This window comes from Fodinibius sp. Rm-B-1B1-1, from assembly GCF_038594945.1.
GTDB lineage: Bacteria > Bacteroidota > Rhodothermia > Balneolales > Balneolaceae > Fodinibius > Fodinibius alkaliphilus.
The window spans coordinates 992882-1008026 of sequence record NZ_JBCFYD010000001.1 but is presented as its reverse complement, the minus strand read 5'-3'; the positions used below and the strand labels follow the sequence as shown (position 1 = coordinate 1008026).

At 42.4% G+C, this 15145-nt stretch carries 13 protein-coding genes; 5 read left to right on the top strand and 8 right to left on the bottom strand.

Features of this window, described 5'->3' with window-relative positions:
* Nucleotides 1–43 precede the first annotated feature (43 nt).
* The 3 genes from AAFH98_RS04615 to AAFH98_RS04605 form a co-directional block, all read right to left on the bottom strand.
* Entirely contained in the window at nt 44–1282 is a 1239-nt protein-coding gene (locus AAFH98_RS04615) for an aminotransferase class I/II-fold pyridoxal phosphate-dependent enzyme (protein WP_342521510.1), read from the bottom strand.
* Nucleotides 1283–1530: 248 nt separating this feature from the next.
* Complete coding sequence (locus AAFH98_RS04610; RefSeq protein WP_342521509.1) at nt 1531–2955, bottom strand: pyridoxal phosphate-dependent decarboxylase family protein; 1425 nt, start codon at nt 2953–2955, stop codon at nt 1531–1533.
* Nucleotides 2956–3055: 100 nt separating this feature from the next.
* On the bottom strand, nt 3056–3688 hold the full coding sequence (locus tag AAFH98_RS04605; RefSeq protein WP_342521508.1) for a CPBP family intramembrane glutamic endopeptidase: 633 nt from the start codon (nt 3686–3688) through the stop codon (nt 3056–3058).
* 147 nt (nt 3689–3835) lie between these two features.
* Between AAFH98_RS04605 and uvrA the strand changes: the two genes are divergently transcribed.
* Entirely contained in the window at nt 3836–6646 is a 2811-nt protein-coding gene (gene uvrA, locus AAFH98_RS04600) for an excinuclease ABC subunit UvrA (protein WP_342521507.1), read from the top strand.
* 2 nt (nt 6647–6648) lie between these two features.
* Here uvrA and AAFH98_RS04595 read toward each other — a convergent pair whose 3' ends face one another.
* Nucleotides 6649–7662, bottom strand: coding sequence for a glycoside hydrolase family 43 protein (locus tag AAFH98_RS04595; RefSeq protein ID WP_342521506.1), 1014 nt, complete (start codon nt 7660–7662; stop codon nt 6649–6651).
* 307 nt (nt 7663–7969) lie between these two features.
* Here AAFH98_RS04595 and AAFH98_RS04590 point away from each other — a divergent pair, with 307 nt between their 5' ends.
* Nucleotides 7970–8554 carry a porin family protein gene (locus AAFH98_RS04590; protein WP_342521505.1) on the top strand — a complete coding sequence of 195 codons (585 nt, stop codon included), beginning with the start codon at nt 7970–7972 and terminating at the stop codon, nt 8552–8554.
* 25 nt (nt 8555–8579) lie between these two features.
* Here the strand turns inward: AAFH98_RS04590 and AAFH98_RS04585 are convergent, their stop codons facing one another.
* Nucleotides 8580–8828, bottom strand: a complete 249-nt coding sequence (locus AAFH98_RS04585) for a hypothetical protein (protein ID WP_342521504.1) — start codon at nt 8826–8828, stop codon at nt 8580–8582.
* Nucleotides 8829–8955: 127 nt separating this feature from the next.
* On the opposite strand from AAFH98_RS04585, the gene AAFH98_RS04580 reads away from it, so the two are divergent.
* The 3 genes from AAFH98_RS04580 (at nt 8956) to AAFH98_RS04570 (ending at nt 12442) form a co-directional block, all read left to right on the top strand.
* Nucleotides 8956–10500, top strand: coding sequence for a hypothetical protein (locus tag AAFH98_RS04580; RefSeq protein WP_342521503.1), 1545 nt, complete (start codon nt 8956–8958; stop codon nt 10498–10500).
* A gap of 25 nt (nt 10501–10525) precedes the next feature.
* Complete coding sequence (locus tag AAFH98_RS04575; protein ID WP_342521502.1) at nt 10526–11287, top strand: ABC transporter ATP-binding protein; 762 nt, start codon at nt 10526–10528, stop codon at nt 11285–11287.
* Between the two features lie 120 nt (nt 11288–11407).
* Nucleotides 11408–12442 (top strand): class I SAM-dependent methyltransferase, encoded by a 1035-nt coding sequence (locus AAFH98_RS04570; RefSeq protein ID WP_342521501.1) that lies wholly within the window; start codon nt 11408–11410, stop codon nt 12440–12442.
* A gap of 20 nt (nt 12443–12462) precedes the next feature.
* Here AAFH98_RS04570 and AAFH98_RS04565 read toward each other — a convergent pair whose 3' ends face one another.
* The 3 genes from AAFH98_RS04565 to AAFH98_RS04555 form a co-directional block, all read right to left on the bottom strand.
* Complete coding sequence (locus AAFH98_RS04565) at nt 12463–13938, bottom strand: M20 family peptidase (RefSeq protein WP_342521500.1); 1476 nt, start codon at nt 13936–13938, stop codon at nt 12463–12465.
* Nucleotides 13939–14049: 111 nt separating this feature from the next.
* On the bottom strand, nt 14050–14550 hold the full coding sequence (locus AAFH98_RS04560; RefSeq protein WP_342521499.1) for a DUF4920 domain-containing protein: 501 nt from the start codon (nt 14548–14550) through the stop codon (nt 14050–14052).
* An 18-nt stretch (nt 14551–14568) separates the two neighbouring features.
* Complete coding sequence (locus AAFH98_RS04555; RefSeq protein WP_342521498.1) at nt 14569–15045, bottom strand: GAF domain-containing protein; 477 nt, start codon at nt 15043–15045, stop codon at nt 14569–14571.
* Between the last annotated feature and the right edge of the window lie 100 nt (nt 15046–15145).

Here is a 15145-nt window from a genome sequence, read left to right as displayed (position 1 = left end):
CTGTTTTCAGCGAGGCTTTCAATAAATCTATCTGCAGAAAAAATTAAGCAGTCATTTTCTGCTTCTGTTTTTTCGCTTCCGCAAAGACTACATCTTTTATTGCTTCAAAACCATCAAGCGTTTTTTCAATATGCTCTTTGGTATGCGCAGCGGTTGGTATCAAGCGGATAAGCACTGTTCCCCGGGGAACAACCGGATAAGCTACTCCACTTACAAAGATACCGTGTTCCTCCCGAAGCTTACGCATAATCATCTGACATAAATCAGTACTTCCCTTAGTCAATACAGGCGTTACCGGACATTCTGCAGGCAATACATTATAGCCCATATCCCGAAGTCCGCCCCGAAGCATATTCGTATTTTCCCAAAGTTTTTCTCTCCACTGTGGGTTATTACGAATCATCTCCAGCCGTTTCCGCGCCGATTTTACAATAGGCATCGGCACCGACTTGGCAAAAATCTGACTTCGGACATTGGCTTTTAAAAATTCAACCACACGCTCATTGGTAGCAACAAAAGCACCAATAAGCGCAAAAGCCTTGGCAAAGGTACCAAAGTAAAGATCTATGCCTTCGTGACAACCTAAGTGAGTACCCGTGCCCGATCCATCTTCGCCCATCGTTCCAACGCCGTGAGCATCATCTACCAACAAACGGAATGGATATTCTTCCTTAAGAGCAATCATTTCATTGAGAATGCCCAGATCACCTGTCATTCCAAAGGCCCCCTCAGTTACAACCAGAACGGCCCCATTATCTTTTTTCTTGCGATGGGCTCGTTCTAACTGAGTCTTAAAACTTTCGATATCATTGTGCTTAAATACATACTTATCAGCCATGGCCAACTGCTTACCATCTACAATACAAGCATGACTCAGCTCATCATAGATTAAAATATCATTTCGATCTACAAGGGCGTGAATCACACTCATGATTCCCTGGTAGCCATAGTTAAGAAGGAAGGCATCATCCTTGTGTACAAAATCGGCCAGCTCTTCTTCGAGCTTTTCATGCTCAGTGGTATTCCCGGTCATCAGCCGAGCTCCCATCGGGCTACTCAAGCTGTGATCCTGAGCAATTTTTGCATCATACTGTTTTACTTCCTCATTGCTTCCAACCCCCAGGTAATCGTTAATACTCCAGACAATGACATCCTCATCATTAAACTTCATTACGGGTCCCAAAGGACCTTCGAGTTTAGGATAAGTGTAGTAGCCATATCCATCTGAAGTAAATTCTCCCAGTGGGCCTGGTTTTGACTCCAGTTTATCAAATAAATCCATAAACTAACTTGTACTCATTATTTGGTTATGTGTAGATGATTCTTTTGCTCACAAACTAACATGTGCCTGTAAAACATTGAAAAAAGGTAATGAAAATAACCTGCATATCAAAAATAACAACCCCCAAAACATACAACCCTAAACAACTGATTAACATGAACTTATCCGAAAATATATTTCTTTGGGATATTATTTGCCATGCCTTAACAACTATTTAAGACCCGTATAGACCACTTATATTTCCTACGCTAATTCATGGCAATATCCAACACGGTTTCTTTTAAAAGCTGTATATCCTTCCTTTTTGTACGGTGATTAATAAAACAAACTCGTATTGCGGTAGCCCCGTTAATCTTTGTGCCCGTTAAAAATACGCGACCATCTATCTCCACCTTATCAATGATTTTGTCATTTAGTACATCCAATTGCTTTGCATCTAATCCACCTGGATTGTAACGAAAACAAACAATTGACAGAGGTACCGGTGCCATAAGTTCCAAGCCTTTCTCTTCGCTGATTAAATCAACTAAGTATTGGGCCTTATCAATATCAGAAGCAATTTCATTGCGCAACCGATCAGCACCGTACGCCTTTATCGTCATCCATACCTTAAGTGCCTTAAACTCTTTCGTCAGCGGCAAATTATATTCCATTAGGTCTGTACGCCCTCCATTCTGCTGATCCGATTTCAGATAGTCAGGGATCGTGCTAAACGTACGGCGAAGATGCTCTGGATTTTTGACAAGCGCCCCGCCTGCTTCAAAGGGTACGTACATCCATTTATGGGGATTAACTACCACCGAATCAGCGCGTTCAATCCCTTCAAAAAGCGGGATTGTCTTATCAACTCTTGCAGCAGGCCCACCGTAAGCCGCATCCACATGATACCACAAACCATATTCTTCACAGATATCTGCGACGGCCTGTAAATTATCAACGGCACCCGTATTAGTCGTACCTGCAACGGCAATAGCACAGATGGGATTGAGGCCCGCATTTTTGTCGGATCGAATTTGCTCTTCAAGCGCTTCAATATTAATGCGAAAATCATCCTCAACGGGGATTTTTCGCAAATACTTTTTCCCAAGCCCCAACATATCCATCGCTTTGTCAAAACTGGAGTGCCCCTCCTCCGAAACATATACAGTCATGGGATTAGAACCATAGATTCCCTCATCCGAAATATCAGAAGGCGCCTTAATTTTTCGCGCTACCGCCAGACAGTTAAAATTGGCCACCGATCCCCCACTTAAAAGCACCCCTGCGCTGCTTGTGGGATACCCTATAAAATCAGCAACCCAACGCATCACCAGCCGTTCCAACTCCGTACTTACCGGCGACGAATGCCATTTTAAATTATTCTGATTGAGAGAGGCCTTAATCATTTCGGCTAACACCGCTACTTGGTTTCCACCGCCAGTAATATATCCAAAATAACGGGGACCCGCGCTGTTGGTGATCGAGCTCAATACCTTTTCACCAACCTCATCCAGCAAGGCTTCAATATTTTGTGATTGCCGTGGCAGCGATTCCTCCAAAAGTGCTTGTACCTCGGCAGGAGACTTGCCGGCAAATACGGGCGATGTCAAATCATCAGCATAAAACCTTTTGATCAATTGACCTGTTTGTTCAATCCACTCTTCAAACTGTTGCGGAGAAACATCAAGACTCATGACAATTCAATGTACTATATCATCTAAAGTTTTAACAAGAAACTGAATATAATTGTATGCACCGCAACTACCAATGCGTATTATTGACACAGACAAACTATTAAAACGCCTCAAAAAAGTATGGTCCAAGCCCAAGCGTAAAAACAAGCCATCCATAAATAATATGCTCTAAAGCCACCCAGTACAGCGATTCGGTTCGCTTGTACGTAATCCCAAATAAAAGTCCCGCTAAAAAACTAAGCCCAACAGCCCACCAGTTGTCATATACAATATGCAAAAACGAAAACGCAGCCGCACTGTAAATAATATCGCTATGAGGAAGGGTAAATATTTCTTTATACCGATTGAAAAAGAAGGTGCGATAAATAAACTCCTGGGGCAGAGCCGATAACAGTGGATATAATACCATCACAATCATCCAAAGCCAGGGCCGTTCAATGGGAAAACTGAACAGATTCAAATCTGGTAAAACCCAAACCAACCCTGTTAAAGCAGGTGCTATCACAACGGTTCTAAGCAATATGGTTTTGCTGATTTGATGGTTACCGGATTTCCGGAACAACCCTCCACCAAATTCTGTGTCTTTCCATAATTGATACCCGCAATAACCTGCCACCAAAACAAGAACTAATAATTTCGGGAGAGGCAGAAGCTCAAAATATTCCAGCGATGGAATTCCAATAAATAGTATAATACCCTCTATTTGTCGAGCAATGTCCATATCTTTGGCCACGTTATCGTTTTAAGGATGAAAAGTCATACCTCTTGAACGCAAATTCTTTACAGGTTGTTCTTTATGATTGTTTCATGGGATTAACCCCTCACTTTTTGTCGTAAAATTTGTACCTTTACCCGTTTATACAAACGCAAAAATAACTGCATGTCTCAGACCGAAACGATCAACGAGAAAAAGCAATCTGAAACCGACAAAGATCGCCCCATTATTGTTAAAGGGGCCCGCGTTCATAACCTCAAAGAAATCGATGTCGAGATCCCCCGTAACAAGATGACCGTCGTTACCGGCGTTAGTGGTTCAGGTAAATCCAGCTTGGCCTTTGATACCATTTATGCCGAGGGGCAGCGACGATACGTGGAAAGTCTTTCCAGTTATGCCCGGCAGTTTTTAGAACGCATGGACAAACCCGATGTGGATTTCATGCAGGGTATTTCACCAGCCATGGCCATTCAACAAAAAACGACATCTTCGAATCCCCGATCTACAGTTGGTACTACGACAGAGATCTACGATTATATGCGCCTGCTTTACGCACGGATCGGTCATACTATTTCGCCTAAATCGGGAAAAGAGGTGAAAAAAGACAGTACCAAAACGGTTATTGAGGAACTTCACAACGAACATGACGAAGGCACTAAATTTTACGTACTGTTTTCTATACCGGTTCACGAAGAGAAAGGATTGGAGGATGAACTCCGAGTTCTTAAGGAAAAGGGGTATTCTCGTCTCCTGCATATTGATGACGAAAATATTTTGGATCTGACGACCGATGATGTAGATCCAAAGGACATCAGCGCAGACAACTACCGGGTATTGGTAGATCGGCTTGTTCTTAAGAATGATGAAGACACACGAACTCGTATTGCCGGATCGCTTGAAACGGCTTTTCAGGAGGGCAACGGCCGCTGCTCTATTAAAATCCGTGATGGTGAAGAACACAAATTCAGCGAGCGGTTTGAGATGGACGGCATTGAATTCACTGAGCCTAAACCGCAGATGTTTTCGTTTAATAATCCGTTCGGTGCCTGTGATAAGTGTGAAGGGTTTGGCAAGGTTTCTGGTATTGATGAAAATCTCGTCATCCCTGATCCCGAAGAAACCATCCGCAATGGAGCTATTGCTCCGTATAGTGGTGAAAAGTTCAGCAAGCATCTGCGTGATCTTGTTAAAGTTTCAGCACGATATAGCCTGCCTATTGATACCCCCTACCAAGAGCTTGATGATGACGTAAAAGAAATTATATGGGAGGGTAAAGATGAATATATTGGCATTCGTCCATTTTTTGAGGATGTGAAAAGCCAATCCTATAAAGTCCATATGCGAGTATTCTATTCGCGCTATCGCGGATACAGTCGCTGCCCAGATTGCAAAGGGTACCGCGTGCGCAAAGATGCGCTCTATGTTAAAGTAAACGATAAGCATATTGGCGAAGTAGCAGAAATGACCATCGGCCACGCGAGGGAATTTTTTGAAAACCTGGAGCTTTCCGAGTTCGAAAAGGAAGTAGCCGAGCAGGTACTCTACGAAATCCGTAAACGCCTGAAGTACCTTGATGAAGTTGGGCTAAGCTATCTTACGCTTAACCGACTGGCTAAAACGCTCAGTGGTGGTGAGTCGCAGCGTATCAGTCTGGCAAATTCGCTGGGTAGTTCACTCATTGGAAGCCTGTATGTGCTTGATGAACCAACAATTGGCCTACATCCCCGTGATAACGATCGGCTGATTAACATTTTAAAATCACTGCGTGATATTGGAAATACCGTGCTGGTTGTAGAGCATGACCCGGAAATGATTAAAGCGGCCGATAACATTATTGATATTGGTCCATTTGCTGGAATTCACGGTGGTGAAGTGGTCTACAGTGGTTCATATGATGATCTGCAGGAAGCTAATACCTTAACCGGCAAATATATCAGTGGGCGCAAAGAAATTCCGGTGCCGGAAAAACGGCGTAAAGGAAGCGGAAAGATCATTAAACTGGAAGGTGCCATGGAACACAACCTCAAAAGTCTTGATGTAGAATTTCCGCTCGAAAAGCTGATCTGTGTTACAGGTGTTAGTGGTTCCGGGAAATCAACTTTGGTACACGACACGCTGTATGCTGCCATCCAAAATCAGATGGGAACCTATAAGGATAAAATTGGCCATCATCGTAAAATTACGGGCACCAACTATATTGATTCAGTTGAAATGGTTGATCAGTCGCCAATTGGGCGCTCTTCGCGGTCAAATCCCGCTACATATACCAAAGCGTTTGACGGTATTCGTGATCTATTTGCAAACACCCGGCAATCTAAAATTATGGGGTATGAGCCAGGACACTTTTCGTTTAATGTTCCCGGAGGTCGCTGTGAAGCATGCCAGGGCGAAGGTATCCAAAAAATTGAAATGCAATTTATGGCCGATATTGAACTGACCTGCGAGGAGTGTGGTGGCAAGCGTTACCGCAAGGATGTACTGCAGGTGAAATATCGGGGCAAAAATATCCACGATGTATTGAATATGTCCGTCTCCGAGGCCATCGAGTTTTTTGTGGATGAGGAACGCATTACCAATAAACTACAGACCCTCGAAGATGTGGGACTGGGTTACCTCAAATTGGGGCAGAGCGCGCCGACGCTTTCCGGTGGGGAAGCACAACGCGTGAAGCTGGCTAAGTTTCTCAGCAAATCGGCCGGCGACAGCACGCTCTACTTTTTTGATGAGCCCACAACGGGCCTCCATTTCGAAGATATCGCTAAGCTGCTCGACTCTTTTAATGAGCTCGTCAATAATGGCCATACGGTCATCATCATTGAACACAATTTAGATGTCATAAAATGTGCCGACCATATTATCGACATTGGTCCTGAAGGTGGCTTTGCTGGCGGACAAATTGTAGCCACTGGAACGCCCGAAGAAATTACTGAGGTGGAAGAAAGTCATACCGGCAAGTATCTCAGCGAAGTTCTCTAAATTTATTCAACAGCCCCTACACCCTCAGTTGTCATTTGAACACGTTGCAACGTTCCATCTTCATTGTAATGCAGCGAGTCGATACTCACCGATCGACGATAACTGCTTCCCTCGGTTGGAATATTACCAGTATGATAGAAAAAGTACGACTGTCCTTTATAATCAATAATAGCCTGATGGTTGGTATTGGTGTTGCCTGCAACTTCGTTGAGAATCCCTTTAAAATAATATGGGCCTTCAATATCATCACTCATCGCATAAGCAGTTCGCTCGGGAAATTTATAGGCATAAGAAAGGTAGTAATAACCATTTTTCTTGTGAATCCACGGCGCTTCGGTAAAGTGTGGTAAATCAATCGTTTTGATTTCGCCTTCCAACTCAATCATATTCTCTTTCAGCTTTGAATAATACAACTGCGTATTGCCCCAAAACATATAGGCCTGCCCATCGTCGTCTACAAAAACCGTGGGATCTATATCATCCCAGGTAATATCTACATTGGTGGTCATATCGTTAGTAACTAAAGCCGAGCCACGCGCATCTTTATATGGCCCGGTGGGACTATCGGATACCGCCACGCCAATGGCCTTGGCCTCATTTTCTGCGTGCGTTACGGTCGTATACCAATAGAATTTTCCATCGTGATGGATAACTTCTGCAGCCCACGCATCACCCGAGGCCCACTCAAAATCTTTTGCCCGAAGCGGCACTTCGTACTCCTGCCAGTTTACCAAATCCGTGGACGAATACACCAACCATTCACGAAGATCATAAAATCCGTGTCCCGGTTCGGCTTGATCATGTCCCACATAAAGAAATACGGTATCCTGATAAACCAAAGCTGCAGGATCAGCCGTATATTTTTCGGTAATAATCGGATTTCCAGGCTCTGGAATCGGCTCATCGGTAAGCACATCTTCTGCTGATTCCTTGGTAGTGCATGAGAAGATTGATAAGGCCGCAACCAGTACTCCCATAAATCCCAAAACAATTTTTCGACGATTGTATATACCCATAACATTGATGACTGAAGTAGCAAAAATAATTAAGTGTTAAATATACAATTATTTTGGAATGCTTCTACTTTTTCTAAAAGCGACAAGTGGTAAGAGATACGGCCATCTACAAATTTAGCACTGTACTGTAATTTCACCTCTTGACCCAACTGCATGATAGTCTCTTAATTACTAAAATTCGATAACTAAAGGGTTCACCCTTCACAAAATTAATATGTGTTATTAGATATTAATTTTGTAAGATATCAACCTACTTTGCCACTTAAAGGCAAGGTCTAATATTCTTTATAATTAACCTATTCTCATCATGAAAAAAATAATTATATCCTTCGCCCTTATTTTTGGCCTTCTAAGCATTATTTCTGTCCAAAAGTCCCACGCCCAAGTTGATTTTGGTCTCCGTGCCGGATTAAACTTTAGCAATTTTTATGATACCGCTGATGGGTCTGATCTTGACTCACGAACCGGATTTATGGTCGGCGGGTTCTTAAACTTTAAAGTTCCAATGAGCCCCATTTCCATTCAACCGGAAGTTCTTTATACCCAAAACGGATATGAAGCTGCTAACGACATCACCCTGGAATTAGACTATATTCAAGTGCCAGTATTAGCAAAATTTAGCTTCGCTCCTGGTCCTGCACAGCCGCATGTTTATGTTGGACCGTATGTTGGCATTCCAGTTACGAGTAAAGTCTCTGGAGGCGGTGTAAGTATCGATACTGATAATGAACAAACAGACTTTGGTGGTATTGTAGGAGCTGGCGTAGACTTCAACGTTGGTCTAACGAAATTGAATGTTGGAGGACGTTATGGCTTTGGACTTACCAATGCTTTTGACGGTGGGCAAGGTAAAAACAGTGTCATATCCATCGTTGCGGGACTCAACTTCTAATCCCCTCTCCTTTTTAAAAGACGTATTATTCCTCTATCGGCACAATTTGACCGGTAGGGGAAATACGTTCTCGCGGACCTGGTTCCTCTTGCGGAAATTTATCAATAGATACGTTGGGATCACGATCTTCAGGCACATAATGAACATGTGAGCCATGTGATACCGCCGTATAGGGTTTGGAGTTAAAATACCCGAGTGAATCTGCCAGTGCAAAGCCTGCCAATACAATAACAGCGGCGATAAAAATATATTTGAGTGTATTTTTGGACGTCATGTCTTTCTTATCTTCAGAAATTCTAACCAGCTTAATAAAGATAATATTGTCAGATTGATTCCCGAAATACTATTTTGAATATTCATTCAGGTATCCATCAATTTGACAATCAGCTATGCTCCGAAAATTGATATATCTTAATTGGTCGACTTTCCTCTATCGGCTCACCAACTTTCAGACCTTCTTGATGGTCGGATATATCATTTTTTTACTCATTCTGTTTTCCAACCTGTTAGGTTCAGCACTGGTCATTATCCTTTTCGATCAAAACCCTATAGTTGCTGAACAGCTCCCATGGCTTACGGTCGACATCCATCAGCTCATCATTCTTATATTTGCCAACGTACTGTGGATTCTACATTTTTCCTTTACCAGTACCCGCCTCCTCAATATGGAACAAAACCGGAAACTACTGGCCTTTGCTTACCCGGTTAAAAAACTCAGCTGGCATCTCAATCTACTCGGCTTTTTTCACCCGCTAAATGTAATTTACAACCTTACCTGGCTGGTTTTTTTGCTTATGCAGCTTCACAACCTCATGTATATTCCAGTCGTGATTGCCGTTGTTCTGTTAAATTATGCATTCATCTTTTCTATTAAACACCGGTTCCTAAAAATCGTTGAACAACGATTTAAAATTATTGTCTTTAGTGCTCTTTTCCTGATCTTCGGTACCATTCAGGCCATTGCTATTATCTCGCGCCAGTTCGACCAAATAATAGTCCATCATCTCCCAAGCATCAAAACACTAAACAGCTACCTATTTTATACACCCGGCGGACTTCTGCAATATACAGCTACCGGTTCCTATAATTTAGCTACTGCTTCAACCATTTATGGCTTCTGCGCCCTGCTGATATTTCTAATTTTTAGGGATCATTTTTTCAAAACGCGAGAAGGGCTGCAAAAATCGGTACACAAACAAACCACCTACAAAAGAAATCGGCTGTGGTTTTATCTAAAAAAGTGGCTTGGCTATAATGCCGGCAAATTTTATTACTACGTTTTTTCTCATCCGTATAACAGGCTGCAACTTCTCACTATTGCCTTGATTCCTGCCGTATATATCCCCCTGCTACTCCAACTTGGGGACAACTACTATAGTGCCCTGCTTATTCCCACAATGCTGGCAGCCATCCCTGTAGCCCTTCTTGCCATGGGTATGGCCAACATGTTTGGCTACGAAAACAAAGAATTTCTTCTACATCTCCAGTTCCCTATTTCTTTCGAAAAACAGCTTAAAGAACGTTTCTTGGGAATTATTGTCGTCCCCTTACTCATTTTTTACCTGATCACCACGGCCGAGATCATCTACTTGCCCCAATTAGGATCAGTTGCCGGAATATATATCAGCAATACTTTTTTCTTTGTCTGTTTTACACTCGTATTCTTGTGGACCTCCTTTTACTATTACAAAAAAGTAGATTATTCTTCATTTAGCTTTAAGCATCCCATCATATCCCAAAAAGTTACATTCATGATGTTGTTTCTCATTTTCGGATTGGGATATGCGGTTTTTACTCCCCTGGGCGAATACCAGATTTATCGGTTGTGGATTATGGGGGCATTAACCATAGCTATCGCCATTTACTTATGGCGCGACATGGACCTGCTTGTTCGCGCTTTTGATAAACATGTGTTGGGCAATGTTTGGGCCAATGCACGTCAATAAGCTTAATGCTCTAATAATGTAAACTATGGATCAAGCCATACAAATTTCAGGATTACAAAAATTATACGGCGATACCCCTGTACTTACGGACTTTAATCTATCCGTTCCAAAAGGAAACATCTTTGGGCTCATTGGTCCCAACGGCGCGGGAAAAAGCACCCTAATCGGCATTTTAACCGGCCTGCTTGATTATGACGATGGCTCGATTGTGATTAATGGCCGGGAACTTAATGAATACAACGAGCTAATGATTAAACGGGAGATCGCCTCTGTGCTACAGCCACCGCTCCTTTTTGAACATTTTACCAGCCACGATTTTTTGCACTATATCTGTGATATGTTCGAAATTGGTCGCCCAGACCGTCAGCCTAAAATGGATTCCCTGTTGGAATATCTGGGGCTTACCGAATTTGAGCATGCTAAAATCAACAAATTATCAGCTGGCAGTCGCAAAAAACTCTCCTTTTGTGCCGCCATCCTGAGTGAGCCTACAATTTTATTCCTGGATGAACCCTTTGAAAGCATTGATGTAATTTCGATAGGCCGGATGAAAACAATTCTGAACAAGCTCCAAGAAAATGGTGTCACAATCATCATTACCAGTCATATTTTAGAAATCGTTGAAAATCTCTGTAATGATATCGCTATTTTGCACAACCAGAAAATTATTGCTTATCTCGATTCCGAAAGCCGTAAACAATTACAAAAAGATGCCTCCCTCAGCGAAATATTTGAAAGTTATGTGCAGGTTGAGCAACCCAAAAATGATGTATTGAAGTGGCTGTAATTGGGTAATTAAAAATCCATACATTTTATTGGATAATAATTCTCCATAAAAAACTGTAAATGACTTTCATTGCGGCGTTCGTTATAATGGAAATAGAAGGCCAATATAAGGGACCCTGCCATGGAAACAGATACTGCCAAAAAATCTACCCAAAATCCCAACCACCAAGTCGGGTATTTTGAAAGGCTGGCCACACACGTTCAAGATTTACGGGATACGCCTCCCGACCTCTTCGAAGATGTAAGTCATATTGACTGGTCGAACCTAAACTGGAAAAATATTAATCGTCCATACAAAGTCGATAAATGGGCCGAGGGTAAAAAGAAATGGGAACAGGAGCATGGCGAACGGATGGGGGTCAAAGAAGGATGGAAGCATTTTAACAAATCTTTCCATCAGTTATTTATAAAAGATGTCCCCAAAGAAAAACAGGCTGCACGCTCGGCTATCTGGCAAAACCTGATGAGCATGGATATCCACGGTGCGGGTGAAGCACTCGAAGAACTCGTACAACTACTGGTGTGGAACAAGGTACATCGTGTAGAAGATGCCATCTGGGACCCGCGTGGAAAACGTGCCCTGTTTGAAGGACTCGACGTTGAAAAGCCGGAGGTCTTATTTTTAGGCGCGGCCGATGGATATGAGGCAATGCAATTGATGGCGCAATATCCCGGCGGTCATGCAGTGCTGGTAGATTATGACAAATTCTGCAAAACCGACCGCTATGGTAAGTTTCCTGCCCAATATCCCTTCTTGGGAAATAATCCTGCTACCGGAAGCCACAAAGTCTATTACAAAGAGGATATGAATATCGATTTTGTGGTAGATGATATTCGCAATCTTAAATACGGCAAGGAGTTCGATATTGTGGTCAGTATTGGACTTATCGAGCATTTTCCCGACGAGTACAAGCACGAGGCCTTTGAAATGCACCGCCGTTTCCTAAAGCCCGGTGGCTACGCCATTCTAACCACACCGCGAAATCAGTTGCGTAGCAAGGCATTTTACACCGTCATGAGTGACTACATGAACTACGGCTATCGCGAGCTCATGGATATTCAGCAGATGGGATTATATGCCTGGGAGCACGGATTTGATATCCTGCGCGCCGGCTACATTAAAGCACACAACGGATTGATTTGCAAGGTGAGATAACAATTCCAAGCCCTAAAAATTTACTGAAGTTCTGTTGCCCCATTTTCAATCAGCCTGATCTGAAATCGTATCATTTCAATATAATTTTCAGTCGAAATACGTTCATCAATTCCGTGTACTCTCGATCGATCCTCATGACGAGCGCGAATAGGTCGAAAGCGGTAAATATTGGGGGTTAAATCCTCAAAATGGCGCGCATCGCTGGCCGCAATAAACAGCGACGGTGAAACTAACGCTTCCCCAAAGGATTCTTCTATAGTACTTTTTAACATCTTATATGGCTTTGCCTTCGTACTCGATACCGGGGAAGAGTTTCGTGCCCGATCTAACACTCGAATATTAATACGGTCATTATTGATCCGATCCCGGACATATTCCACAACATCCTCTACAGTATCATTGGGATGAATCCTAAAATTGATAATCACTTTTCCTTCTACCGGTAACACATTTTCTTTAAAGCCTGCCTCAAAAATGGTTTTTGCGGCGGTAGTTCGTAGTGCTGCATTAGTAGCAGGATTATTACTCAACTTGTTTTTTATAATTCCTCGAAACAACCACGTATTATTAAATGCCAACCGCTGGGTATAGGTCATATAGGGAATTAAAGGTTCAAAGGTCTCTACAATTAACCCCCTGTAGCTGGCCTTCATCGGTTTACGCTCAATACGATTCACGGCATCACTAAGGGTACCAATCACAGAAGAACGCGGAGGCATCGACGAATGCCCTCCATCTTGGTTATAAGTCAACTCAATATTTACCGATCCCTTCGAGGCTACCCCAATCATTGCTAATGGAACGTTCACATTGTCGATAATCTCTTCTGCAATGGGCAACCCTTCATCTACTAAGTACGCCAACTCAATGTCATTATCCTGCAGATGTTTGGAGATCCTTTGTGCTCCACGCACCCCACCGACCTCCTCATCATGGTGCAAGGCAACATAAAACGTTCTTTCGGGCTGAAAATCCTGATCAATCAAATATTCCATCGCCTCCATGATCGACATGATACCGCTTTTATCATCGAGCGTGCCACGCCCCCAAAGAAAACCATCACTTACTTCACCTTTATAGGGAGCATGTTGCCAAAGCGTATCCCCGCCTGATTTCACCGGTACTACATCGTAATGTCCTATTAGCATGGCCGGCTTTAAGCTGGCATTACTCCCCTCCCATTTGTACAAAACGCTATATTTCCCGATCCGCTGTTTTTCGGCTTCCTGATGTAACTTCGGGTATCCTTTTTCGAGAAATGCTATAAAATTATCATACGGCTCGTAGTTAATGGCTGATGTATCTTCCAGCGAAACCGTTTTGTGCTGAATGGCCTCGCTAAGACGATCAAGTGCTTTATCCTCATCAATAGTATATTCTAAAGCTAATGGATCTATATCTCTTGTTACTTTTCCCGATGAATTACACGATGTCCATGCAAAGGTTAAAAAGAGTGATATAACCAAAATAAAACACCGAGTAGTATAACTTTTCATCCCACAAATTGAATTAAGGAAACAACCAGACCTGTAATAGCCGTTTAATTAAATTCTACTGCCGATAATCTGTTTTACTAATACGAAAAAAATGTGTCCAAACTAATAACTCTATTTCGTATCAATAATTTTAACAGATGTGGCCACTATGCCGTACTCTTTTTGCGCTCCTTCAACCTCATTGGGGTCTTCACCAGCATCTTCAGCATAATGTTTGGCTTTTTCTTCGGATAGATCCTTTACCTGAAAAGTACCAACAAGCTGTACTTCTTGACCGGCAGCATCTTTGGGAATGAAAAACTTATAATCCTTAAATGTTACACGGATGCTCTGGTCTCCGGCTGGAAGAATAAAAAAGCATCCTTTTTTCTGGCAAACTTGCTTAACTTCTCCCCTCGCAGCAATTTGCTGTCCCTTAAAAACATCCGCATTTCGAACCAAATAGCCCGGTGCAAAAAACTTTACTTCCTCGGGGAACTCACTGCCATATACTTCGTAGTTTTTACCGCTTTCTACCGGTTCGGCTAATTCTGGAGGGGCATCTTTATTTTGTGCTATACCCACATTGACCAATAACAAAAGTCCGACAAAAGTAGTTATTAACGATTTCATAATCGTACCTAAATTTTATTAAAAGAGTATTGACAGATTCTCACAAATTTGTTCTAATACTTTGCGATGCTCGTCAGTTAAGGAATCTTTGGTGTGCGAATCAATATCCAACTCTGCAACAAACTCACCGTTCTTTTTAATGGGTACAACAATTTCGGCTTTTACATGTACACTGCAGGCCAAGTAGTTTTCTTCTTTGCTTACATCCTGCACTACAAAAGTTTCGTTCGTCTCGGCCGCTTGACCACAAATTCCTTTTCCAAAGGGTATGCGCGTGTGATCGGTCTCTTCTCCCACATACGGTCCTAATACCAGTTCGCGGTCGGCATCGGGATCAACCAGATAAAAGCCTACCCAATCAAAGACCTCAATTTTCTCTGCAAGGAGCTCACTGATTTCTTTTAGCTTTTGATCTCGTGTAGCATTCTTTTTATCAACAATTTGACGCACACTATTAATGAGCGATTGAGAGTTTTGTACTGTTTTTTGATTCATTGATTCTTTTCTTAATCACTATAAAAAATTGGTTCTAAATCTAAGGGTAAATTTAACATTTGAAAAACATATATCGTTGGTAAAAACTGTTAAAAGTTTG